Raw genomic sequence first — 23,720 nt, forward strand, 5'->3', positions numbered from 1 at the left:
GGATGATCGATCAGCTGCGAATCGCTGATCGACGTTCCACGCGAAAACATGATCGATCAGAGCGGAATACGCACCCCTGTCGCGTTAGCGTACATGGTATCGTTGCCGCTATCTTTGGTGCCATCAAATGTCGCTGTCACTGATGTCGTCCCCGCAGGACAATCGCTTAATACTATGTCCTGAGAAACATACGTGGAGGCTGCACCAGCTGAATTGAGCGTGGCTGCAGAAATTTCCTGACCAAGATCGATATTATAAGTTGAACCAACGCCAGTTGTGCAGGCGGCGGCTATTACTTGACCTGTAATATTAATAGTAACATCTGCGGCATGTATACCACCTGATAAAAAGCCAGCCATTAACATAGTTGTAGCTAAACATTTTTTTAAAGTTGTCATTTTTTCTCTCTATAAAATAATTCAATTACTTATATCAGGAAGATTAGTTGTACATAATCGTTGCGTAAATTTTACTGCTGACATCTCCTGCAGGAACACCATCTGTTAATGCGTAATAACGCGCTTTAATGTCGTAATTAATATCGCCATTAACTGCCCCTAAATTTACAAGAGCCTGCAATGGGTTTCCTGCATTATCTAAAACCTGGACCCCCACATTATTTTTGTTTGTGTCAGACCCAGTGTTAATCAAAACTGAATTTTCTGAATCAGCAAAGTCACCCTCAAACCCCAAGCTTATCCTCACAGGCATACTGCATGTCAAAGGAATACTGATCGATTTTTCGCCCGCCGTTGAGCCCGTTGTTTTTAGCAAACTAGAGCGCACCGGTTCGAGTGCAACAGGAATAACTGCATTTGTAACCCTGCATGCAGGATTAAGGGGTTTAATTGGAGTGGGGTCATTACTATAAAATTCTATAAGATTAAATGTTTTACCAGTTGTGATTACTTGTATAGTTCCCAAGACTCCCGGAATCCAAGTGACGTTTCCAGGGATAGTTCCTGTTTTTATTAATTCAATTGTAAAGGTTCCCCCATTATAGACACCGTATGTGAAAGGACCACCTGAGTAGCTACCGACAGTTGGCCAATACGCGTTATTAATACCTGTTATATCCCAACCAGCAGTCATTTTAGCCCGATACGAGATTCCCGGGATAGTTGTTGGGTAAATATTGCCGTTAGGTATACCTGTTCCGTTAATTGGTACTGTACCACTAGTCCCTGCGATTGTGCAGCCTGTGGTGGTACTACCTCTAGGGAAAGTAGATGTTGTTGTTCCTATAACCTCCCCTATTTCCATTTCAGGTGTGATAGTTATCGGTGAAGGAATAGTTACTTTTACAGGTGTGTAATCTTCAGTGCCAGTACAATAAGTGGCAGCAGCAAATACAAAATTGCTGAAGCTCATGAACAATGAAAACAAAGCAAAGCACATTATTTTTGATATATCAAAAGCCATAAGACATGATATTTTGTCTTTATATAAAGTAAAATTCATATTTTAAACCTGTAATACCAGAATAGTTTTAACGACAAAGAGCGGAAGTATTAACCACACCCTGAACCGATGATGGTAAAGTAAATGATACAGAGCAGTGGTCATTTACTCCGTCGCCCCAACGCACCAACAACTCACCACTTGCTTCAAGGCCTGTTAAATAAACCTGTCCGTTATCCCCTACAATAAAACCTGATGACATTTCATGATCTTTTACTGTGACAACTGACCCAAACGGCACATTTTCACCGTTGGCGAGTGTTAAACTCATTAATGCCCGATTACCCACGCTGGCTTTATAATTTGCACGCACTACTGCACCACGAGTCGGGATCACCGTCTGGTTGGTGATAGCCACTTCGGTATCATCACCAAAGGACTCGGTATCCAATGTAATGTCGTTTTTACGGTACGGGCTGACGTAAGGTACCAACGCGTAACCACGGAAATCCGTGCGAACCCCCGTTTGCGAGGAAACATTTATTCCCTTCGCTCCTGGCGCTGCCACCAGCGCTACGGTTTCGCTCATCGGCTGACCCAATGTAACGCCATTTTCATGAACCAGCACGCCTCCCTGCACGCCGTAGTTCATACGTTCGCTATACTGGTCGTAGCCATAACCCGCCGTCAGCTCGCCATAGGTTGAGCGCCAGTCAGCGTTGGCGCTGCCACTGTTGCCCTGGCCTTGCGTGCCATAACCTTCCTGCACGCTCCAGCTCAGATTATTTTGCTCAAGCGCTGTGCCACCCACGCTGACGCTGTGGTTAGTGTTGCCTTTTTTGCTGGTATTGACCATATAGTTAACGTACTCATTACGGGATTGACCAAGCAGCAGACTCATCGGCACGCTAATGCTCATCGAGAACAACTGGTCGTTGTCGTAAATACGACCACCATCCTCTGATCCGTAATTCGCCGTAGAGTTACGGTTGTAGGTGTAGCTCAGGTTATAGCTAATGCTGTGCAAGGAGTTGTTATAGCTAACACCATACGATTCCATGCGACGGTCGGTATTCCAGTAATCCTCGCGTACCGCCGTCAACCCCAGGTTGCCTGCGCCATCCCATAAATCCTGTGACACGCTTAGCTCCGCGCGGTTGCGGCGACGCTCAATCAGCGGATAGCTGTTGCCGCTGGTATAGGTGTCAAGCACCTCCTGCATGCCCCAGTAGCCCTCTGTTGCGTAGCGATAGCCTGCGATGGTGAAGTTAGTGCCAGTATCAACAATATTTTTGCTGTAACGCACGCGCCAGGACTGGCCGCTTTCTTTGGGCTGATCCTTCATAGTTGACCAGGCCTGCGTCACATCAACAGAGAGCGCGCCGATATCCCCCATGTTTTTACCCAACCCCAGCGCCAAGGACTGGTAAGGACTGGCGAACTGGCCGCCGCCATAGACTGTAAAACCAGCAGGAAGACCGTATATGGCCGTACCTTCACTCAGAGGAGTTTCATCCACACTGTTGTCATAAGAGCGATAAACTCCGCTCATTAGGCTAAATTTGAATCGCCCTTCACGCTGCAGGACTGGCAAAGATGCAAACGGCACCACGATTTGCTGTTCACTACCATCGGATTCTTTGATCGTGACGTATAGATCGCCGGACCCGCCAGTAGGGTACATGTCGTTTATTTCGAAAGCCCCCGGTGAAACAGAGGTCTGGTAAATGATGTAACCGTTCTGCCGAATGGTGACCTGCGCGTTGGTTCGTGCAATGCCTCGAACGACTGGCGCGTAGCCCCGCAAACTGTCCGGTAACATCTCGTCATCGGAAGCCAACTCTATCCCACGGTAAGAAATGCTATCAAAAACATCAGCCCCAGTACTGCTGTCACCTGCGGTAAGCTGGGCCTTTAAAGGAACGATGTCACGCTGCGCATAGGTATAAACCGTATCCCAACTGCTGTCTGTCTCACCTCCCGGACCTCCGGTCGAACTACGATTCCATGTGGTGTAATTGCGCAGACGCCATGAACCTATGTTTAGCCCCGGGCGCAGATTGACATATTGATTATTGCCGTCATAACCCTGACCACTCTTCGCATAATTATTGGAGCCGCTGACGCTATAATTTAGTAACAGTGCATTGATTCCTTCATCCCACTGTTTTGGGTCTACCCAGCCACGAGCGGAGTTGGTGACCGCCGATTGCGGGAATGTCAGCAGCAATTGTTGTTTGTCAAAGCGAAACTCGGTGTTGGCCTGAGGCACCGCGGAGATATCGGCACAATCACTTCCTGCTTTGCCTAGCAACGGAAACTTTTTGACCAACACGCCCCAAGTTTCCAGATCGTTAACAGCCAGGCATGGCTGCAACGCTTCCTGGCCGTCAGCGGTTTTAACCATACGAAACTCAACGTTGCGGGTTTCCATCTGGTTGTTATTAAGATAAATATCCACGCGGTAGGTGCCTGGAAGCTGTCCACCTTTATTTTCAAAGGCCGACAGATCTACCGCTTTCTGGCCCGGCGATCCCAGTTCGAGCAATTCCGGGTTAAAGAAGTCCCTCGCATGAGCAGTAGTCGTAAGAATTCCAATCATCGCGAGTTGAGTGGCAATAAAATATGCGACCGGTCTTAAACGCATACGGCGACTGTTTTCATTATTCATTTATGGCTCCGTTACTACGGGAAGCTAGCGCTGCCCGACTTCCTGTAAAATGCACTTCCTTAATGACCCTGGCCATGTTCCGGGCCCGTACCACCGTAATCGGTAATCAGCTTCCAGGTAATATTACCTGCTGCCCCTGCAGGAACAGGGAAGCTAGCGCTGCTCATAGGAGCAACATAAGTGGCATCTTTTACTTCACGCCCGCCAACTTTTACTTGCTGGAAATTCATGTAGTAGGCAGAGGCATTGTTCACTGTCAGACGATTGCCGTTTAGCGTCCAGCTGAGCTTACCGCTCTCTTTATCCGGCGACCCTTTTAGCAACGATTGCGGACGATAAATCAGCTTAATGCGGCTTTTTACAGCGATTTGCAGCGTATTGCCGTTCTCTTTTTTCACTCCGGCGGGAATAGACTTAACGTTCAGCCAGAAAAGCGACTCGCGGTCTTCAGGCAAATTGCCACCTGTACGAACGATGCGTAGAGTGTTTTGCTGGTTAGCTTCAAGCCGAAATAGTGGTGGCGTCACGATAAAAGGGGCTTTATCAGCACCACCATTTTGCGTTTCGGCCCAGGACTGTATGAGATAGGGGCTGACATCCGAATTGGTGACGTTCAGTGAAGCCTCCTTCTTACCGCCCTCATAAATGAGTCGCGTGCCGCCGATAGTAACGCCACCAACCTCGACAGCCTGAGCAAGACTGCAAGAAAGGAGCAGTGGAAGGGAAAGTGTTTTGATCCAAGTTTTCATTTGTGGGTTAACTCCGGGAAAAATCAGGCCGGTTTTACCGGCCTGTATTACCCCAACCCATCACGAACTTCGTGAAAGGCAGGAACAACTTAGTTGTAGATAATAGTGAAGTTGGTGGTGCCGTTCGCCGGTCCGGAGGTTACTCCCGAACCGACTTTCAGATAACGCGCAGTGAATGCAAGGTTGTTAGTACCACTTTGCAGGTCATAGGAAGAAGAAGCCGTATGCAGCGGTACTACTTTGTTCTTCGCATCGGTGATCTGAATGCCCACGCCGGTAGCGACACCGTCTTCCTGAGTTAACTGCAGCGCAGTGCTGTCATTATTAGCAGCGGTGCCGTCAAATTTTACTGCAGCTGATTTAACGCTTTCAGGGCAACTGGTCAGTTCGATTTTAAAATCAGTCGGAGCAGCAGTATCGCTTTCATCAAAGGCTTTACTGGATACGGTTCCCATAGTCACTGACAGTGGGTTAGATACTTTATTAGTGACAGTACAAGCGTCATCGGTAATTTTTCCGATAAAATTAATTTTCCCATCATCAGCATGAACTGAAATTGCTGCCAGGCTAAAAGCAGACATAATCACCATGGCCGTTAACTTTGCTTTCATTATATAATTCATCCTTTTCATGTACATGAAAATAACCCCACCATAAGAAATGATGAAATTATTCACCTCATAATATTAAACACCCCTTTCTTGGAGTTCGAAAATTCTATCCAAGGTAAAATATGGCATCAATATTTTAAAAGTCTAAAAACGGATTTATTTTCGATGTTGTTAAGGCTTCCTTTGTTTTTCTGTTTTAGCCGTTTGGGACTAACTCAAGGATGATAATTCTCTCTTTAGCATGGGCCACCATAAGCCCCCTGTTAAAATCAAAAGATAAGTATTTTACAGGAAGCCCTTACATTCGCTATCAAGCATTTTACAATCAATTAACATCAGCATTACTTACCCGTATCTCAACAAACATCCATCATGCGCTACATCGACGACTGCTACATTATCTCCAGAAGCGTAGTTGTACGCATATTGCCCCCCCCCCGAAAAGGGCATTTTAACTTCATGACGGCAGGGAATTTAATAAGTATCAATAAATCAGTGGTAAATTTGAATAACACCCATCAGCCATACAGGATAAATAACTCATACTTTAATGAAAAAAAATAACCGACCAAATCTCTAATGGTTAATATTATGACTAATGAAATGCGCTGAAATGCTCTCTTCCTTTATGCTAAACATCTGCATGAAGATGCTCTCATATTGCGAAAAATCCTTGCCGATTTCAAAGGTAAGACGATCAAACCTGTTCATGAGTGATGAACTGATCTGTAATCAGGTAACTGCGAAAAATAAGAAGTTATAACAACACTGGTTATCTTAGCATAGTCACAATAGCAGTCCCTGCCACAATTGCTTAGCTATTAAGGACACCTGTATCATAACGTAAGAAACATGCAGGTAGCCGGCACGCCTTTAAAAGAAGCGCATCGGTTGGTTGCAAATCCTGGATTATGGTGGATTTTAGCAAATCCGATGATGATTTTGACAAAAACTCTATCATTCTGGGAGGTAACTTAGCGCTTTAACAGTATTGTACCGGAACCAGGATGAAGCGCGGAAAACAAATTGTTTTATATAAGGAATGGCAATAGCAGTCTATAAAGTGGAGCGTCAAAACTTCTGCAGTAGGCGACTTATGATATAAGGCATCCATTATTAATTGGTATGTCCCCTCCAGCTTTGAGGTTAGAATGTGAGCCGCCAGATAGTGAAGGGATCCAATATATGGAATATCACTTCAAAACCTGGCGGTTTTTCGTTTCAATGCACCTTACAGCGCTTTCAGAATCGCATCCACGCTGGCTTTCGCATCGCCAAACAGCATGTGGGTGTTCTCTTTGAAGAACAGCGGGTTCTGCACCCCGGCATAGCCGGTATTCATGGAGCGTTTGAAGACGATCACGTTCTGCGCCTTCCACACTTCCAGAACCGGCATACCGGCGATTGGACTACCCGGGTCGTCTTGTGCCGCCGGGTTGACGGTATCGTTAGCACCAATAACCAGCACGGTGTCGGTGTCGGCGAAATCATCGTTGATCTCATCCATTTCCAGCACGATGTCGTAAGGCACTTTCGCTTCCGCCAGCAGCACGTTCATGTGGCCCGGCAGACGCCCTGCCACCGGGTGAATACCAAAGCGAACCTTGATGCCCCGCGCGCGCAGCTTCTCGGTGATTTCCGCAACCGGATACTGCGCCTGCGCCACCGCCATGCCGTAGCCCGGAGTGATGATCACGGAGTGCGAATTTTTCAGCATGTCTGCGGTATCTTCCGCAGAAATTTCACGGTGCTCACCCACTTCTTCATCCGCACTGGAAGAAGACCCATCGGTCCCGAAACCACCGGCGATAACGCTGATGAACGAGCGGTTCATTGCCTTACACATGATGTAAGACAGGATCGCACCGGAAGAACCCACCAGCGCACCGGTGACGATCAGCAGGTCGTTGCTCAGCATAAAGCCTGCCGCCGCTGCCGCCCAACCGGAGTAGGAGTTCAGCATCGAGACAACCACCGGCATATCCGCACCGCCGATGGACGCCACCAGGTGCCAGCCAAACGCCAGCGCGATGATGGTCATCACCAGCAACGCCAGTACCTGCAGGCCCACGCTTTCGGTACGCACGAAGACCACCAGCAGAACAAACGACACCACCAGCGCCGCGAGGTTCAGCTTATGACGGTTTGGCAGCATCAGCGGTTTAGAGGAGATCTTCCCGCGCAGCTTGCCAAACGCGACAATGGAACCGGTGAAGGTCACCGCACCGATGAAGATACCGAGGAACACTTCCGTCAGGTGGATATTCACCAGAATCGGTTCCAGGCCCGGTTCGTGATACAGGTAGCTGTTGAAGCCCACCAGCACCGCCGCCAGACCCACGAAGCTGTGCAGAATGGCAACCAGCTCCGGCATCTCGGTCATTTCAACGCGTTTTGCCAGGCGAATACCAATCGCGCCGCCGATGATCATCGCCACCAGGATCCACGCCACGTTGCCGGTATCCGGCCCGAAGATGGTGGCAATCAGCGCAATCGCCATCCCGGCGATACCAAAGTTATTACCCTGCTGAGACGTTTCGTGTTTGGAAAGCCCCGCCAGACTGAAAATAAACAGGATTGCAGCAACAATGTATGCGGCTGTCACTAATCCTCCAGACATATGCTACCCCTTAGCCTTTACGAAACATTTTCAGCATGCGCTGAGTCACGGTGAAACCACCGAAAATATTGATACTGGCGATCAGCACCGCGATAAAGCTCAGGAAGCTGATCCAGCCGCCGTGACCAATCTGCAGTAACGCCCCCACCACGATGATCCCCGAGATGGCGTTGGTTACCGACATCAGCGGCGTATGCAGCGCATGGGAGACGTTCCACACCACGTAGTAGCCCACGACGCAGGAGAGCGCGAAGACGGTAAAGTGGCCGAGGAACTCTTTTGGTGCAACGTCAGCCAGCCAGCCGAACAGAATAATCACCAGCGCCATGATCGCGTATTTGCGCCACGGAGAAGCCGGTTTGGCGGGTTCTTTTGGCTCAGGTGCCGCTTTCGTTGCCGCCTGAGGCTGAGCAGAAACCTGAATAGGCGGCGCAGGCCAGGTAATTTCACCTTCACGGACCACCGTGACGCCGCGCACAACAACATCGTCGAAATCAACGGTGACGTTGCCGTCTTTCTCTTTGCAAAGCAGCTTCAGCAGGTTGACGAGGTTGGTGCCATAGAGCTGAGAAGACTGCGTTGGCAGACGGCCCGGCAGATCGGTATAGCCGATCACCTTCACGCCGTTAGCGGTCGTGGTTACCTGATTTGGAACGGTATATTCACAGTTACCGCCGTTTTGGGCGGCCAGGTCGACAATCACGCTGCCCGGCTTCATGGAGTCAACCATCTCACGGGTAATCAGCTTCGGCGCCGGTTTACCCGGGATAAGCGCGGTGGTGACAATAATGTCGACATCTTTCGCCTGGGCGGCGAAGAGTTCCATTTCGGCTTTGATAAAGGCTTCGGACATCACCTTCGCGTAGCCGTCGCCGCTGCCTGCTTCTTCCTTGAAATCCAGCTCAAGGAATTCGGCGCCCATACTCTGGACCTGTTCCTTTACTTCAGGACGGGTGTCAAAGGCGCGTACGATAGCGCCCAGGCTGTTTGCCGCACCGATTGCGGCAAGGCCCGCCACGCCTGCGCCAATCACCATCACTTTCGCCGGAGGGACTTTACCCGCGGCGGTGATTTGACCGGTAAAGAAGCGACCAAACTCGTGGGCCGCTTCAACAATAGCGCGATAGCCGGCAATGTTTGCCATGGAGCTTAAGGCATCCAGCGACTGCGCGCGCGAAATGCGCGGCACGGAGTCCATCGCCATCACGGTCACGCCGCGGGCCGCCAGCTTCTCCATCAGCTCCGGGTTTTGCGCAGGCCAGATGAAGCTCACCAGGGTCGTTCCCGGATTGAGCAGCGCAATCTCACTCTCTTCCGGTGCGTTGACCTTCAGAATCACCGGCGACTGCCAGACGTCAGCACCGTCGACCACTTCCGCGCCGGCCTGGATAAAGGCCTCGTCATCGAAACTCGCCAGTTTGCCCGCGCCGCTTTCAACCGCGACCGTAAAACCCAGTTTAAGCAGTTGCTCCACCGTTTTCGGTGTTGCCGCTACGCGGGTTTCATTGGCTAACCGTTCTTTTGGTACCCCAATACGCATAGTTTTCCCTTCCATCGGTTTTTGATGATGGTTTATCGATAAATGCCCGCGGTTTGTATCAATTTTCGCCATCGCGCGAGCGACGAGAGATGATTAACCCCGGAAAATAAAACAGTAACAAACTGTCTATAACCTACTGAAAATAGCGCCCGTGATCTACCGCCAGAAAACACTATTTCTTACTTTATCTGTGAAAAATAAGCGATCGGCGTCACTGACAGTGATATTTACCTTAAATTCACTGCCAGAACCGATAAAACGCGCAAGCGAAGCGGTAAAAACATGATATAGCGCCATAAGAGAACAACTTGTTAACATTAAATTAACTTGTAAAAGTCATATGCTTTATCAGTTTTACTTGTCAAACGCGTGTTTTTTCAACATATCACTAAATGTTATCGAATTCGGTGATTCAGTAAGCACAGGCAGTGAAAAATGGCGCAGACAGCGACGGGTTTTAAATGCAATAATCGGGACCGTCTCAAATTAACAACAATACCAGTACATGGTTTGCGCAAGGCGAAGGATCATTTTTATGAAGCTTAAGAACACACTCCTGGCGTCCGCACTTCTTTCCGCGACCGCCCTGTCTGCGAATGCCGCAACAGAGTTAACGCCGGAGCAAGCGGCAGCGTTAAAACCTTTTGACCATACGGTCATTGTGGGTCGTTATAATTCTATTGGCGACGCCGTCGCCGCTGCATCAAAAGCCGCAGATAAAAACGGAGCGGCCTCGTTTTATGTGGTTGACCAGTCCGATTACGGCAACAGCGGTAACCAGCGCGTGACCATTGCGCTGTTCAAAGACAATGCGCCGAAAGCTGACGCACCAAAAAACCGCGTGATCAACGGTGTTGTTGAACTGCCGAAAGATCAGGCGATTGAGCTGGAACCTTACGACACCGTCACCGTTCAGGGCTTCTATCGCAGCCAGCCTGAAGTGAACGATGCCATTACCAAAGCCGCGAAAGAGAAAGGGGCCTACTCTTTCTTCATCGTGCGTCAGGTCGATGCTAACCAGGGCGGCAACCAGCGTATTACCGCGTTCATCTATAAAAAAGATGCGAAAAAACGTGTTCTGCAGAGCCCGGATGCCATCCCGGCGAATTCAGAAGCAGGTCGCGCGGCGCTCGCTAAAGGCGGCGAAGAAGCGAAGAAAGTTGAAATTCCAGGCGTAGCAACGACGGCTGCTCCAAGCGCTGAAGTGGGCCGTTTCTTCGAAACGCAGTCCACGAAAGGTGGCCGTTATTCCGTTACGCTGCCGGACGGTACCAAAATTGAAGAGTTGAACAACGCCACTGCAGCGCAGATGGTGCCGTTCGACAGCATCAAGTTTACCGGCAACTACGGCAACATGACGGAAGTCTCTTACCAGGTCGCGAAGCGTGCGGCGAAGAAAGGGGCGAAGTACTACCACATCACCCGCCAGTGGCAGGAACGTGGTAACAACGTGACCATCAGCGCCGATCTGTACAAGTAACAACATCGTTTACGAAAGGCGGCGCAATGCCGCCTTTTTTGTTACTTTTTTTGAATTTCTGCCTCACGTCATTGCATGCATTCGTTACACTCCGTAAAATCCCGCGCCTTAGTGTGATCCACCATTTTTATGCGCCTGAGCGAAATAATTATTCTGGATTTTGAACTTTCATAACAGGAAGCCAATGGAAAAGAAACTTGGCCTGAGTGCTCTGACTGCACTCGTTTTAAGCTCAATGCTGGGTGCAGGCGTATTCAGTTTGCCGCAAAATATGGCCGCCGTCGCCAGCCCTTCCGCGCTCATCATTGGCTGGGGCATTACGGGTGTCGGCATACTGCTGCTGGCCTTCGCGATGCTGCTGCTCACCCGCATTCGCCCGGATCTTGACGGCGGCATTTTCACCTATGCGCGTGAAGGTTTCGGCGAGCTGATTGGCTTCTGTTCCGCATGGGGATACTGGCTGTGTGCCGTTATCGCCAACGTCTCTTATCTTGTAATCGTCTTCTCGGCGCTCAGTTTCTTTACCGATACGCCTGAGCTGCGCCTCTTTGGCGACGGGAATACCTGGCAGTCTATTGTGGGTGCCTCGGTGCTGCTGTGGTTCGTCCACTGGCTGGTTTTGCGTGGCGTACAAACGGCCGCCAGCATCAACCTTGTGGCGACGCTGGCGAAACTGGTTCCGCTCGGCCTGTTTATCGTTCTGGCCTTTATTGCGTTCCGTCTGGACGTTTTCAAGCTTGATTTCAGCGGCGTTGCGCTGGGCGTTCCCGTCTGGGAGCAGGTGAAAAACACGATGCTGATTACCCTGTGGGTGTTCATCGGCGTTGAAGGTGCGGTCGTGGTTTCTGCCCGGGCCAGGAATAAACGCGATGTGGGCCGCGCCACGCTGCTGGCCGTACTGGCCGCGCTGGGGGTCTATCTGCTGGTGACGCTGCTGTCGCTGGGCGTGGTGGCGCGTCCTGAGCTGGCTGAAATGCGTAACCCGTCAATGGCTGGCCTGATGGTGAAAATGCTCGGTCCCTGGGGCGACGTGGTGATTGCCGCAGGGCTGATCGTCTCCGTCTGCGGCGCTTACCTGAGCTGGACCATCATGGCGGCTGAAGTGCCGTTCCTGGCCGCGACTCACAAGGCGTTTCCACGCCTGTTCGCCCGTCAAAACCAAAACAGCGCGCCATCGGCATCGCTCTGGCTGACCAACATCAGCGTTCAGGTCTGTCTGGTGCTGATCTGGCTCACAGGTTCAGACTATAACACCCTGCTGACCATCGCCTCGGAGATGATTCTGGTACCCTATTTCTTAGTGGGTGCGTATCTGTTAAAAATTGCCACACGCCCGGCGCATTATGTCGTGGGTGTCGGAGCCTGTATTTACGGCCTGTGGTTGTTGTATGCTTCCGGGCCTATGCATCTGCTGCTGTCGGTGGTGCTGTACGCACCGGGTCTGCTGGTGTTTATCTACGCCCGCCGCACGCATCAGCTGGAGAACGCGCTGAAACGCCGTGAGATGGCATTAATTGGACTGTTACTGGTTGCTGCCCTGCCAGCAACCTGGATGTTAATGGGTTAGCATCGCCTTTCCCATTGTTGAACTGTAAAGGAGAATACGATGGGAAATGCACCGCTTCGCCCAATACTGATTACCGGTGGAGGCCGCCGTATCGGCCTCGCCCTCGCCCATCACTTTCTCAACCTTCGCCATCCGGTCATTGTCAGCTACCGTACGGAATACCCGTCGATTGAAGGGTTACGCAAAGCCGGGGCGGTCTGCATTCAGGCTGATTTTTCGACCGATGAAGGCATTCTGGCTTTCGCGGAAAAGGTAAAAGCCGCCACGACGGGACTGCGCGCCGTGATCCATAACGCCAGCGCATGGCGAGCCGAAAAACCCGGTACGTCACTCAGCGAAACGCTCTCAGCCATGCTGCAGATCCACGTCAATGCCCCTTATCTGCTTAACCACGCTCTGCAGGATCTGCTCCGCGGTCATGGGCACGCTGCGGGCGACATTATTCACTTTACCGATTATGTGGTGGAGCGCGGCAGCGACAAGCACATCGCCTACGCGGCCAGCAAAGCCGCGCTGGATAATATGACACGCTCGTTTGCCCGCAAGCTCGCGCCCGAGGTGAAGGTAAACGCCATCGCCCCGGCGATGATTTTGTTTAACGAAAACGATGATGCAGAGTATCGTCAGCAGGCGCTGAATAAGTCGCTCATGAAAATCGCCCCGGGCGAGAAAGAGGTCATCGATCTTGTGGATTATCTGCTCACCAGCTGCTACGTCACCGGCAGAACCTTTGCCGTGGACGGCGGCCGACCGCTGCGCTAGTGAAAGCGGCTCCAGAAGAAAATTAACACCCAGGCGCTGAGTCCCCAGCAGACCACCGCCCCGCTCAGCGCCAGGGGAAGACGCAGAAAACCGGTGAAATACCACAGCGAAAGCAGGTAGAGAAAATACGGAATGATAGACCACATGCCAAACACGATGGTCGTGCGTAACGCTTCCGTGCCCCGCTCAGAAGCCACGATATAGTGGGCAATCAGCGCAAAGGTCGGGAACAGCGGGATTAGCCCGGCAATGTAGTAGTTTTTCGTCTTTGCCAGAATGCCAATCAGTAACACTACCAGCGCGCCCAGCGCGGCTTTGATCGCCAGCCCCATACTTTTCCCTATAACAATCAAGTAACAATAAGAGCCAGAATAACGGAACCGGCGTTAATTTTGAAAGATTAATGGAAGGTTAAGGTTCCGCGGTGTATGTTGGCTTTTTTCACGAAAACAGACGTTGTATGAATAAGATTGTTTATGTTGAAGACGAACCCGAAGTCGGGCAATTGATCGCCGCCTATCTGGGTAAACATGATATGGACGTCATTGTTGAACCTCGCGGCGATCGTGCCGAAGAGGTGGTCGTCCGTGAAAACCCGGATCTGGTACTGCTGGATATTATGTTGCCAGGCAAAGACGGCATGACGCTCTGCCGTGACCTGCGCGCCCGGTGGGAGGGCCCTATCGTCCTGCTCACCTCACTGGACAGCGATATGAACCACATTTTGTCGCTGGAGATGGGCGCCAATGACTACATTCTGAAAACCACACCGCCTGCCGTCCTGCTTGCCCGCCTGCGCCTGCATTTGCGCCAGCACGCCAGCATCGAACGCGAAGCACCTGCGCCGTCTCTGACGCCGCACAAAGCGATGCGCTTCGGTACGCTGTCTATCGACCCTATTAACCGCCAGGTGCTGCTCTCCGGCGAGCTTATTGCCCTCTCCACCGCAGATTTTGACCTGCTGTGGGAGCTAGCGACGCACGCCGGGCAAATTATGGACCGCGACGCGCTGCTGAAAAACCTGCGTGGTGTGAGCTATGACGGAATGGACCGCAGCGTTGACGTGGCGATTTCGCGTCTGCGCAAAAAGCTGCAGGATAACGCTACCGAGCCCTACCGCATTAAAACCGTACGTAACAAGGGTTATCTGTTTGCCCCGCACGCCTGGGAAACCTGACTCCGTTATCTGGCTAGCATAACGTGCGCGCAATGAGGGCATTACACAGCGATGTCCTCTCTTTCGCGCGTTTATTTTTACGTTTGCGCAACAATTGACTTGCTAAGCACGCGAACTATTCCATAATTAAATCTTCAGCCCTCCTTTCTCCAGTTCGCCCCGACTGCATGTAGACTCGCTTTCACCGCGAAGCGTTACGATATCTCTCCCATATAATCTTGAAATGAGGATTTAAGCCTATGGCATATGTATAGCTACAATCAGGTCGAAGCCATCAAAACCAATCTCGAGTGGATTGTTAATCAGGCAGCCCTAAGGCGCGCCTCTCCCTCGCGCTCCGATCAAAAAGCGCTTTTTGACCTGCTGGAACTTATCCAGTCTTTCGAAATACTCCTGGATTTAATTAACGAATTCGGTACCGATGTGATTGATACGCACATTGCAGAAGGCCTGGCCGTGACGGAAAAATTCATCGCCAAGGTAAAAAACAGCGCGAAAGCCATGTAACACGCGCGACAGACGTGAAAAACGCGAAGGGTTTTCATGTATATTCTGCACATAGCGTTTTTTCGGTGAGACCCAATGAAAAAGCTGTTTGTGCAGTTTTATCTTTTGCTGTTTGTCTGTTTCCTGGTCATGACCATGCTGGTCGGGCTGGTCTATAAATTCACCGCCGAACGTGCGGGCAGGCAGTCGCTGGACGATCTGATGAAAAGCTCGCTCTATCTGATGCGCAGCGAGCTGAGAGAGATCCCGCCGCACGACTGGGCGAAAACCCTTAAAGAGCTGGATCTGAACCTGTCATTCGATTTACGCATCGAGCCGTTAAAAGATTTTGAGCTGGATCCGCCCGCCATGCAGCGTCTGCGCGACGGGGACATCGTCGCGCTGGATGAGAAATACACCTTTATCCAGCGTATTCCGCGCAGCCATTACGTGCTGGCCGTCGGGCCGGTACCCTATCTCTATTATCTGCACCAGATGCGTCTGCTGGACATGGCGCTGATGGCCTTTATCGCCATTTCGCTCGCGTTTCCGGTCTTTATCTGGATGCGCCCGCACTGGCAGGACATGCTGAAGCTGGAATCCGCCGCGCAGCGTTTTGGCGAAGGGCATTTTACCGAACGCATTCACTTCGACAGCGGTTCCAGCTTTGAACGCCTGGGCGTGGCCTTTAACCAGATGGCCGATAACATCAATGCCCTGATCGCCAGTAAGAAGCAGCTGATCGACGGCATTGCGCACGAGCTGCGCACGCCGCTGGTTCGCCTGCGCTATCGTCTGGAGATGAGCGAGAATCTGACTGACGCGGAGTCTCAGGCGCTTAACCGCGACATCGGCCAGCTTGAGGCGTTGATTGAGGAGCTGCTGACCTACGCGCGCCTCGATCGTCCGCAAAACGAGCTGAACCTCAGCACGCCGGACCTGCCTGCCTGGCTGCAAACCCACATCGATGACGTTCAGAGCGTGAACCCGCAGCGCACGCTGTTAACGCGCGTCACGCCGGGTGATTACGGCGCGCTCGATATGCGCCTGATGGAGCGCGTGCTGGACAATCTGATGAACAACGCCATGCGCTACAGCGAAAGTACGCTACAGATCGGACTGGATTTGCAGGGCAATCAGGCCAGCCTGACGGTGGAGGATGACGGTCCGGGGATTGCCCCGGAAGCGCGAGAAACCGTGTTTGAACCGTTTGTCCGCCTCGACCCCAGCCGCGATCGCGCCACTGGCGGATGCGGCCTGGGGCTGGCGATTGTTTACTCTATCGCGCAGGCGATGGGCGGCACGGTGCATTGCGAAGAGAGCGAGCTCGGCGGCGCGCGCTTCTGCTTTAGCTGGCCGGTATACCATAACATCGCCCTTCCCGTCCCTGCCTGACTTCAACCGCACGCTGGCCTGACCCGGCGTGCTGTGCTATATGATAAGTATGTTGTAACTAACGAGAGTGCTTATGGCGACCTACGATCTCCTCGAACGGCTGAACAGCACGTTTCGGGAAATAGAACACGAACTCCTGACCCTGACCGAACGTTTGCAGAGCTGCCGCCTGCTGGCCGCGCGCGTCTTTACCCTGCCCGAGGTGGCTAAAGGGGCCGAGCACGACCCGCTGGACACCATCGCGGTTGAACAGCACATCGGCAGCGCCGCCCTCGAGCTGGCGCTGAAGCACTATCGCCGACTGTTTATCCAGCAGCAGTCAGAAAACCGCAGCAGTAAGGCCGCCGTGCGTCTGCCTGGCGTGATCTGCCTGCAAACCGATGCGACAACGCGCGACGCGCTGGAAAGCCAGATTACCCATATCAACACCCTGAAAGCGGCCTTTGAAAAGATCGTTACCGAAGAGTCCGGCCTCGCCCCTGCCGCCCGGTTTGAATGGGTGCACCGTCAGCTTCCGGGGCTGATTACCCTGAACGCCTATCGCACGCTGACGGTACTGCGTCATCCCGCCACGCTACGCTTCGGCTGGGCGAATAAGCACATCATTAAAAACTTCACCCGGGATGAGATTCTGGCGCAGCTGGAAAAAAGCCTGAAGACGCCGCGCACCGTCGCACCGTGGTCGCGCGAGCAGTGGATTGAGCGCCTGGAGCAGGAGTACCACAGCATCGCCTCGCTTCCGGCGGACGCGCGCCTCAAAATAAAGCGCCCGGTGAAGGTGCAGCCTATCGCCCGCGTCTGGTATTCCGGCCAGCAAAAACAGGTTCAGCATGCCTGCCCTACGCCGCTGATTGCGCTCTATGATGCCGATCGGGGGGCCATCGTGCCGGATATTGGTGAGTTGCTGAATTACGATGCTGAAAATGTCCAGCACCGTTACCGACCTCAGGCGCAGCCGCTGCAGCTGATTATTCCGCGGCTGCACCTGTACGTGGCGGGATGACTATTTCAGGCTGCCGACCATCGCCTCAGGGCGCACCCAGGCATCGAAATCCTCCTCCGTGAGATAGCCCAGCGCCAGGGCGGAGGCTTTCAGCGTCAGCCCCTCTTTATGCGCTTTTTTCGCGATCTCGGCGGCTTTGTCGTAGCCGATATGGGTATTCAGCGCCGTCACCAGCATCAGGGATTCATTGAGCAGCTGGCTGATACGCTCGCGATTCGGCTCAATCCCTACCGCACAGTGCTCGTTAAAGCTCTCCATCCCGTCCGCCAGCAGACGAATCGATTGCAGAACGTTGTGGATCACCATCGGACGATAGACGTTCAGTTCGAAGTTGCCGGACGCACCGCCCAGGTTGACGGCCACGTCGTTGCCCAACACCTGACAGCAGAGCATGGTCATGGCTTCGCACTGGGTCGGGTTCACTTTACCCGGCATGATGGAGCTGCCCGGCTCGTTTTCCGGAATACTGATTTCACCGATGCCGCAGCGCGGACCCGAGGCCAGCCAGCGCACGTCGTTGGCGATTTTCATCAGCGAGGCCGCCAGCCCTTTCAGCGCACCGTGGGTGTGGACCAGCGCATCGCAGGTCGCCAGCGCTTCGAACTTGTTGGGCGCCGTGACGAACGGCTGACCGGTGATGTTTGCCAATTCCTCCGCCACGCGCACCGCGTATTCAGGATGGGTATTTAACCCGGTCCCGACCGCCGTTCCGCCGAGCGCCAGCTCCGCCAGGTGCGGCAGGCTGTACTCAATATGCTTCAGGTTATGTTCCAGCATCGCCACCCAGCCGGAAATCTCCTGGCCGAGCGTCAGCGGCGTGGCGTCCTGCAGGTGCGTACGGCCAATTTTGACGATGTCGCGGAAGGCCCGCGCTTTCTCGTTGAGCGTGGATTTCAGGACGTTGAGCTGCGGGATAAGCTGTTCGCGTATAGCGATGACCGCCGCCACGTGCATCGCCGTCGGAAAGACGTCGTTAGAACTCTGGCTTTTGTTGACGTCATCGTTCGGATGGACCTTACGCTCCATGCCGCGCACGCCGCCCAGCAGTTCGCTGGCCCGGTTCGCCAGCACTTCGTTCATGTTCATGTTGCTCTGGGTGCCGGAACCGGTCTGCCAGATGGCGAGGGGGAATTCGTCGGGATGCTTACCCGCCAGCACTTCGTCGGCGGCGTTGATGATGGCGGTCGCTTTGTCTGCCGTCAGCAGGCCTAAATCCTGGTTCACTTTCGCGGCGGCGCGTTTGGTGAGCGCCAGCGCCTGAATCAGCGAGACGGGCATTTTTTCGGTCGAAATACGGAAGTGCTCCAGCGAACGCTGGGTTTGCGCGCCCCATAGCTTATCGGCCGGGACGTCGATGGCGCCCATAGAATCTTTCTCATGGCGTACCGTGGTCATTACTTTCTCCTTGATAACAAAAGAGGGATTGCTCACATGCTTAAGGGATAAGTATTGATGACTTCTGAGAAACGATATGGCGCTTTGTGCGCTCTTTTTGATGTCGGGTGGCGCTAACGCTTACCCGACCTACCAGACTCGTAGGCCGGGTAAGGCGCAGCCGCCACCCGGCAATTTACAGAATTACTTCACGCACGCCGAACACTGGGACGACTGGATCTGCTTGAAGAAGTCGTTGCCTTTGTCATCCACCAGGATAAACGCCGGGAAGTCTTCCACTTCAATTTTCCAGATCGCTTCCATACCCAGTTCCGGGTACTCAACGCACTCCAGGCTCTTAATGCTGCCCTGCGCCAGAACCGCAGCCGGGCCTCCGATGCTGCCCAGGTAGAAGCCGCCGTGCTTGTGGCAGGCGTCCGTCACCTGCTGGCTGCGGTTGCCTTTCGCCAGCATGATCATGCTGCCGCCGTTAGCCTGCAGCTGGTCAACGTACGAGTCCATACGGCCCGCCGTGGTTGGACCTAACGAGCCGGACGCGTAACCTTCAGGCGTTTTCGCCGGACCGGCGTAGTAGATCGGGTGATCTTTAATGTACTGCGGCAGCCCTTCGCCGTTGTCCAGACGCTCTTTCAGCTTCGCGTGCGCGATGTCGCGACCCACGATGATCGTGCCGTTCAGCGAGAGACGGGTCGAGACCGGATACTGCGAAAGCTGCGCCAGAATCTCTTTCATCGGACGGTTCAGATCGACGCGAACCGCTTCAGCCTCACCCGCTTTGCGCAGCTCTTCCGGGATGTATTTGCCCGGGTTGTTTTCCAGTTTTTCGATCCACACGCCTTCGCGGTTGATCTTCGCCTTGATGTTGCGATCCGCAGAGCAGGACACGCCCATCCCGACCGGACAGGAGGCACCGTGACGCGGCAGACGGATCACGCGCACGTCGTGGGCAAAGTATTTGCCGCCAAACTGCGCGCCGAGGCCCAGATTTCGGGCTTCTTCCAGCAGTTCCTGCTCAAGCTGCACGTCGCGGAACGCCTGGCCATGCTCGTTACCTTCGGTAGGCAGGCCGTCGTAGTATTTGGTTGAGGCCAGCTTGACGGTTTTCAGCGTACTTTCCGCCGACGTACCGCCAATCACAAACGCGATATGGTACGGCGGGCACGCCGCGGTGCCGAGGGTGCGCATCTTTTCAACCAGGTAGTTCTTCAGCTTGCCCGGGGTGAGCAGCGCCTTGGTTTCCTGGTAGAGATAGGTTTTGTTAGCTGAACCGCCGCCTTTGGCGATGCAGAGGAATTTGTACTCGTCACCGTCGACGCTGTAGAGATCGATCTGTGCTGGCAGGTTGGTGCCGGTGTTGACCTCTTTATACATATCCAGCGCCGCGTTTTGCGAATAGCGCAGGTTATCTTCGGTGTACGTGTTGTAGACGCCGTGCGCCAGGGCCGCTTCGTCACCGCCGCCGGTCCAGACGCGCTGGCCTTTTTTACCGACGATAATCGCCGTGCCGGTGTCCTGACAGGTAGGCAGAACACCTTTCGCCGCGATGTCTGAGTTACGCAGGAACTGCAGGGCAACGTATTTATCGTTTTCGCTGGCCTGCGGGTCGCTCAGGATATCGGCAACCTGCTGCTGGTGCGCAGGACGCAGCATAAACGAGGCGTCGTGGAAAGCGTGCTGCGCCAGCAGCGTTAGCGCCTGAGGATCGACCTTGAGGATCTCTTGTCCTTCAAACTCAGAGACGGAGACGTGATCGCGGGTTAACAGGTAATACTCGGTCCGATCCTTACTGAGGGGGAAAGGATCCTGATAATGGAAGGGTTTATTCGACATTGGTCTCTCACTTACTGCTTCGGTCTGTTTATTCAGGGCAGATGTTCCGCTGCCCGGCTTAAAAGCGAGTCAGCTTATCCTACACAATTTTTTAACAAAAACTGAGACTAGTACGACTTTTTACATCCACAGGTTACTTCCATGAGGTTTATTGCTTTAATACCCGGAGTTAATTCCACAATTGAATCAGGGCTTGATAATGCAAAAACTCATTAACTCAGTGCAAAACTACGCCTGGGGAAGTAAAACTGCGTTAACGGATCTCTACGGTATCGCGAACCCGAACAACCTGCCGATGGCAGAACTATGGATGGGGGCGCACCCGAAGAGCAGCTCAAAAATTGAAGACGCCAGCGGCCAGGTACGCAGCCTGCGTGACGTGATTGATGCCGATAAAGCCGCGCTGCTGGGCGACAAGGTGGCTCAGCGCTTCGGCGAACTGCCGTTCCTGTTCAAGGTGCTGTGCGCCGACCAGCCGCTCTCCATCCAGGTTCACCCGAACAAGAAAGCCTCTGAAATCGGCTTTGCGAAAGAGAACGCGGCGGGTATTCCGTTGGACGCCGCCGAGCGTAACTACAAAGATCCTAACCACAAGCCGGAGCTGGTCTTGGCGCTGACCCCGTTCCTGGCGATGAACGCGTTCCGCGAGTTTTCAGAGATCGTTTCCCTGCTGCAACCGGTCGCGGGTGCCCACAAGGCTATCGCCCACTTCCTTGAAAACCCGAACGCAGACGCGCTCAGCCAGCTGTTTGCCAGCCTGCTGAATATGCAGGGTGAAGAGAAATCTCACGCGCTGGCGGTACTGAAAGCGGCTCTGGGCAGCCAGCAGGGTGAACCGTGGGAGACTATCCGTCTGATCTCCGAATTCTACCCGGACGACAGCGGCCTGTTCTCCCCTCTGCTGCTGAACGTGGTGAAGCTGAACCCGGGCGAAGCGATGTTCCTGTTCGCTGAAACCCCGCACGCCTACCTTCAGGGCGTGGCGCTGGAGGTGATGGCCAACTCCGATAACGTGCTTCGCGCGGGCCTGACGCCGAAATACATCGATATTCCTGAGCTGGTTGCCAACGTGAAGTTCGTGGCGAAACCTGCCGCGGAGCTGCTGACTCAGCCGGTGAAAAACGGCGCAGAGCTGGACTTCCCGATTCCGGTTGAAGATTTTGCTTTCTCCCTGCACGACCTGAGCCAGGCCGAAACCGCCATCGCGCAGGAAAGCGCGGCGATTCTGTTCTGCGCCGAGGGCGAAGCGACGCTGCGCAAAGGCGAACAGCGTCTGGTGCTTAAGCCCGGTGAGTCAGCATTCGTTGCAGCCAATGAATCACCGGTCAGCGTAAGCGGCACCGGTCGTCTGGCGCGCGTTTTCAATAAGCTTTAAGCACTTACTGAATTTTTTAACAACTCTTGCTAAGCTAGTTGCAGGCTTAATATCTCCAGGCGGTTTTTACCGCCTGGTTTCATTTTAGGGATAGTCGCAATGAAAAAATCGGTCGTAGCGGTTGGAGTGATTGTAGCGTTAGGCGTGGTCTGGACGGGTGCCTCCTGGTTTACCGGGAAACAGCTGGAAGGCCGTCTGGCTGAGATGGTGGCGCAGGCTAACGGAGAGATTAAGCGCAGCGCGCCGGAGGCGGGCCTTGAGCTGAGCTACCAGAATTATCATCGCGGCGTGTTTACCAGCCGTATGCAGCTGGTGGTGAAGCCGGTTGCCGGTACTGAAAACGGCTGGCTGAAACCGGGCCAGAGCGTGGTGCTGGATGAGGTGGTGAGCCACGGTCCTCTGCCGCTGGCGCAGCTGAAGTCCTTTAACCTGCTCCCTTCGATGGCGTCCGTTCATACCGTGCTGGTGAATAACGACGTCACCAAACCGCTGTTTGACCTGGCGAAGAATGAATCGCCTTTCGACATTAATACCCGAATTAGCTATGCCGGTGACACGAGTTCCAATATTGCCCTGAAAGCGCTGAACTACGAGAAAGAGAATGAGAAAGTCGCCTTCAGCGGCGGTCAATTCAAACTTGACGCTGACCGCGACGGAAACGTGTTCTCCCTGACGGGTGAAGCGGAAAGCGGTCTGGTCAATGCCGTGAACGAATATAACCAAAAGGTTCAGCTCACCTTCAACAACCTGAAAGCCGACGGCAACAGCCGAATGACCGATTTCCAGGAGCGTATCGGCGATCAGAAACTCTCTCTCGACAAGGTGGCCATTGCGGTTGAAGGAAAAGAGATGGCCGTGCTGGAAGGCATGGACGTCAACGGCAAATCTGACGTTTCCAAAGACGGTAAAAGCATCAACACGCAGCTGGATTACACGCTGAAGAGCCTGAAGGTGCAGAATCAGGATCTGGGCACCGGCAAGCTGTCGCTGAAGATCGGCAATATCGACGGCCAGGCGTGGCACGAGTTTAGCCAGAAATACAGCAAAGAGAGCCAGGCGCTGCTGACCGATGCCGCACTCCAGCAGAACCCTGAGGTGTATCAGCAGCAGGCGATGGCGGTACTGTTCAACAACCTGCCTGTCCTGCTGAAAGGCGAGCCGGTGATCACCGTTGCGCCGCTGAGCTGGAAAAACAGCAAAGGCGAAACCAGCTTTAACCTGTCGCTGTTCCTTAAAGATCCGGCAACCGCAACGGGTGCACCGCAGACGCTGGCGCAGGAAGTGGATCGCAGCGTGAAGTCGCTCGACAGCAAGCTGACCATCCCGATGGATATGGCGACCGAGTTTATGACCCAGATTGCGAAGCTGGAAGGCTACGGCGATGAAGACGCCGGCAAGCTGGCGAACCAGCAGGTGAAAGGTCTGGCGGCCATGGGCCAGATGTTCCGCATCACCAAAGTGGAAAACAACACGATCTCCACCAGCCTGCAGTACGCCAACGGCCAGGTAACGCTCAACGGCGACAAGATGCCGCTGGAAGACTTCGTCGGCATGTTTGGTATGCCGACGCTGGGGATGCCGGAACCGGCAGCACCGGCAGCACCGGCAGCACCGGCAGCACCGGCAGCACCGGCAGCACCGGCAGCACCGGCAGCACC

19 protein-coding genes are annotated in these 23,720 nt (G+C 53.4%); 9 read left to right on the forward strand and 10 right to left on the reverse strand.

Going from position 1 to position 23,720, the window contains the following annotated elements; translation table 11 throughout:
* Nucleotides 1-56: 56 nt before the first annotated feature.
* The 7 genes from DEO48_RS26485 to pntA all read right to left on the reverse strand — a co-directional run bounded on the left by DEO48_RS26485 (nt 57) and on the right by pntA (nt 9,592).
* Complete coding sequence (locus DEO48_RS26485; RefSeq protein WP_146198231.1) at nt 57-398, reverse strand: fimbrial protein; 342 nt, start codon at nt 396-398, stop codon at nt 57-59.
* A gap of 43 nt (nt 399-441) precedes the next feature.
* The gene (locus DEO48_RS03100) at nt 442-1,461 is read right to left on the reverse strand and encodes a fimbrial protein (protein WP_109844347.1); all 1,020 of its coding nucleotides are present in this window, start codon (nt 1,459-1,461) and stop codon (nt 442-444) included.
* A 28-nt stretch (nt 1,462-1,489) separates the two neighbouring features.
* Nucleotides 1,490-4,072: a fimbria/pilus outer membrane usher protein gene (locus DEO48_RS03105; protein WP_109844348.1), complete on the reverse strand. Its 2,583-nt coding sequence runs from the start codon at nt 4,070-4,072 to the stop codon at nt 1,490-1,492.
* Nucleotides 4,073-4,131: 59 nt separating this feature from the next.
* A complete protein-coding gene (locus tag DEO48_RS03110) occupies nt 4,132-4,821 on the reverse strand; it encodes a molecular chaperone (protein WP_109844349.1) in 690 nt (229 codons plus the stop codon).
* Nucleotides 4,822-4,910: 89 nt separating this feature from the next.
* Complete coding sequence (locus DEO48_RS03115) at nt 4,911-5,432, reverse strand: fimbrial protein (protein WP_109844350.1); 522 nt, start codon at nt 5,430-5,432, stop codon at nt 4,911-4,913.
* A gap of 1,231 nt (nt 5,433-6,663) precedes the next feature.
* Nucleotides 6,664-8,052 (reverse strand): Re/Si-specific NAD(P)(+) transhydrogenase subunit beta, encoded by a 1,389-nt coding sequence (gene pntB / locus DEO48_RS03120; protein WP_032668239.1) that lies wholly within the window; start codon nt 8,050-8,052, stop codon nt 6,664-6,666.
* A gap of 10 nt (nt 8,053-8,062) precedes the next feature.
* Entirely contained in the window at nt 8,063-9,592 is a 1,530-nt protein-coding gene (pntA, locus tag DEO48_RS03125) for a Re/Si-specific NAD(P)(+) transhydrogenase subunit alpha (RefSeq protein ID WP_023311474.1), read from the reverse strand.
* Nucleotides 9,593-10,127: 535 nt separating this feature from the next.
* On the opposite strand from pntA, the gene ydgH reads away from it, so the two are divergent.
* From ydgH to folM, 3 genes are all read left to right on the forward strand, one after another.
* Nucleotides 10,128-11,072, forward strand: a complete 945-nt coding sequence (ydgH, locus tag DEO48_RS03130) for a DUF1471 family protein YdgH (protein WP_045356963.1) — start codon at nt 10,128-10,130, stop codon at nt 11,070-11,072.
* 184 nt (nt 11,073-11,256) lie between these two features.
* Nucleotides 11,257-12,639: an amino acid permease gene (locus DEO48_RS03135; RefSeq protein WP_023311472.1), complete on the forward strand. Its 1,383-nt coding sequence runs from the start codon at nt 11,257-11,259 to the stop codon at nt 12,637-12,639.
* 39 nt (nt 12,640-12,678) lie between these two features.
* Nucleotides 12,679-13,401, forward strand: coding sequence for a dihydromonapterin reductase (gene folM, locus DEO48_RS03140; RefSeq protein WP_023311471.1), 723 nt, complete (start codon nt 12,679-12,681; stop codon nt 13,399-13,401).
* Here the strand turns inward: folM and DEO48_RS03145 are convergent.
* Nucleotides 13,398-13,733 (reverse strand): GlpM family protein, encoded by a 336-nt coding sequence (locus DEO48_RS03145; RefSeq protein WP_023311470.1) that lies wholly within the window; start codon nt 13,731-13,733, stop codon nt 13,398-13,400. The two genes, folM and DEO48_RS03145, sit on opposite strands and share 4 nt — an antisense overlap.
* Before the next feature lie 128 nt (nt 13,734-13,861).
* On the opposite strand from DEO48_RS03145, the gene rstA reads away from it, so the two are divergent.
* The 4 genes from rstA (at nt 13,862) to tus (ending at nt 17,462) form a co-directional block, all read left to right on the forward strand.
* Nucleotides 13,862-14,578, forward strand: coding sequence for a two-component system response regulator RstA (gene rstA, locus DEO48_RS03150; RefSeq protein WP_021241154.1), 717 nt, complete (start codon nt 13,862-13,864; stop codon nt 14,576-14,578).
* A 246-nt stretch (nt 14,579-14,824) separates the two neighbouring features.
* Nucleotides 14,825-15,085, forward strand: coding sequence for a hypothetical protein (locus DEO48_RS03155; RefSeq protein ID WP_109844351.1), 261 nt, complete (start codon nt 14,825-14,827; stop codon nt 15,083-15,085).
* Nucleotides 15,086-15,160: 75 nt separating this feature from the next.
* Nucleotides 15,161-16,459, forward strand: coding sequence for a two-component system sensor histidine kinase RstB (gene rstB, locus DEO48_RS03160; protein WP_023311466.1), 1,299 nt, complete (start codon nt 15,161-15,163; stop codon nt 16,457-16,459).
* 73 nt (nt 16,460-16,532) lie between these two features.
* Nucleotides 16,533-17,462, forward strand: a complete 930-nt coding sequence (gene tus / locus DEO48_RS03165) for a DNA replication terminus site-binding protein (protein WP_109844352.1) — start codon at nt 16,533-16,535, stop codon at nt 17,460-17,462.
* On the opposite strand, the gene fumC is transcribed toward tus, so the two are convergent.
* The gene (gene fumC / locus DEO48_RS03170) at nt 17,463-18,857 is read right to left on the reverse strand and encodes a class II fumarate hydratase (RefSeq protein ID WP_109844353.1); all 1,395 of its coding nucleotides are present in this window, start codon (nt 18,855-18,857) and stop codon (nt 17,463-17,465) included. It lies immediately after the preceding gene.
* 183 nt (nt 18,858-19,040) lie between these two features.
* On the reverse strand, nt 19,041-20,687 hold the full coding sequence (gene fumA / locus DEO48_RS03175) for a class I fumarate hydratase FumA (RefSeq protein WP_109844354.1): 1,647 nt from the start codon (nt 20,685-20,687) through the stop codon (nt 19,041-19,043).
* Nucleotides 20,688-20,886: 199 nt separating this feature from the next.
* Between fumA and manA the strand changes: the two genes are divergently transcribed.
* Both manA and DEO48_RS03185 read left to right on the forward strand, forming a co-directional pair.
* Complete coding sequence (gene manA, locus DEO48_RS03180; RefSeq protein WP_109844355.1) at nt 20,887-22,062, forward strand: mannose-6-phosphate isomerase; 1,176 nt, start codon at nt 20,887-20,889, stop codon at nt 22,060-22,062.
* 99 nt (nt 22,063-22,161) lie between these two features.
* The coding region (locus DEO48_RS03185) for a YdgA family protein (protein ID WP_258306053.1) at nt 22,162-23,720 on the forward strand (1,559 nt) is incomplete at its 3' end.

The sequence above is a fragment of the Enterobacter sp. CGMCC 5087 genome, from assembly GCF_003144775.1.
GTDB lineage: Bacteria > Pseudomonadota > Gammaproteobacteria > Enterobacterales > Enterobacteriaceae > Enterobacter > Enterobacter cloacae_M.

Coding starts and splice junctions, on each gene's coding strand:
- tus (WP_109844352.1), top strand. CDS start 16,533: ATGGCGACCTACGATCTCCTCGAACGGCTGAACAGCACGTTTCGGGAA.
- ydgH (WP_045356963.1), top strand. CDS start 10,128: ATGAAGCTTAAGAACACACTCCTGGCGTCCGCACTTCTTTCCGCGACC.
- DEO48_RS03105 (WP_109844348.1), bottom strand. CDS start 4,072: ATGAATAATGAAAACAGTCGCCGTATGCGTTTAAGACCGGTCGCATAT.
- DEO48_RS03100 (WP_109844347.1), bottom strand. CDS start 1,461: ATGAATTTTACTTTATATAAAGACAAAATATCATGTCTTATGGCTTTT.
- pntB (WP_032668239.1), bottom strand. CDS start 8,052: ATGTCTGGAGGATTAGTGACAGCCGCATACATTGTTGCTGCAATCCTG.
- rstB (WP_023311466.1), top strand. CDS start 15,161: ATGAAAAAGCTGTTTGTGCAGTTTTATCTTTTGCTGTTTGTCTGTTTC.
- manA (WP_109844355.1), top strand. CDS start 20,887: ATGCAAAAACTCATTAACTCAGTGCAAAACTACGCCTGGGGAAGTAAA.
- DEO48_RS03145 (WP_023311470.1), bottom strand. CDS start 13,733: ATGGGGCTGGCGATCAAAGCCGCGCTGGGCGCGCTGGTAGTGTTACTG.
- pntA (WP_023311474.1), bottom strand. CDS start 9,592: ATGCGTATTGGGGTACCAAAAGAACGGTTAGCCAATGAAACCCGCGTA.
- DEO48_RS03110 (WP_109844349.1), bottom strand. CDS start 4,821: ATGAAAACTTGGATCAAAACACTTTCCCTTCCACTGCTCCTTTCTTGC.
- rstA (WP_021241154.1), top strand. CDS start 13,862: ATGAATAAGATTGTTTATGTTGAAGACGAACCCGAAGTCGGGCAATTG.
- DEO48_RS03155 (WP_109844351.1), top strand. CDS start 14,825: ATGTATAGCTACAATCAGGTCGAAGCCATCAAAACCAATCTCGAGTGG.
- fumC (WP_109844353.1), bottom strand. CDS start 18,857: ATGACCACGGTACGCCATGAGAAAGATTCTATGGGCGCCATCGACGTC.
- DEO48_RS26485 (WP_146198231.1), bottom strand. CDS start 398: ATGACAACTTTAAAAAAATGTTTAGCTACAACTATGTTAATGGCTGGC.
- DEO48_RS03115 (WP_109844350.1), bottom strand. CDS start 5,432: ATGAAAGCAAAGTTAACGGCCATGGTGATTATGTCTGCTTTTAGCCTG.
- DEO48_RS03135 (WP_023311472.1), top strand. CDS start 11,257: ATGGAAAAGAAACTTGGCCTGAGTGCTCTGACTGCACTCGTTTTAAGC.
- folM (WP_023311471.1), top strand. CDS start 12,679: ATGGGAAATGCACCGCTTCGCCCAATACTGATTACCGGTGGAGGCCGC.
- fumA (WP_109844354.1), bottom strand. CDS start 20,687: ATGTCGAATAAACCCTTCCATTATCAGGATCCTTTCCCCCTCAGTAAG.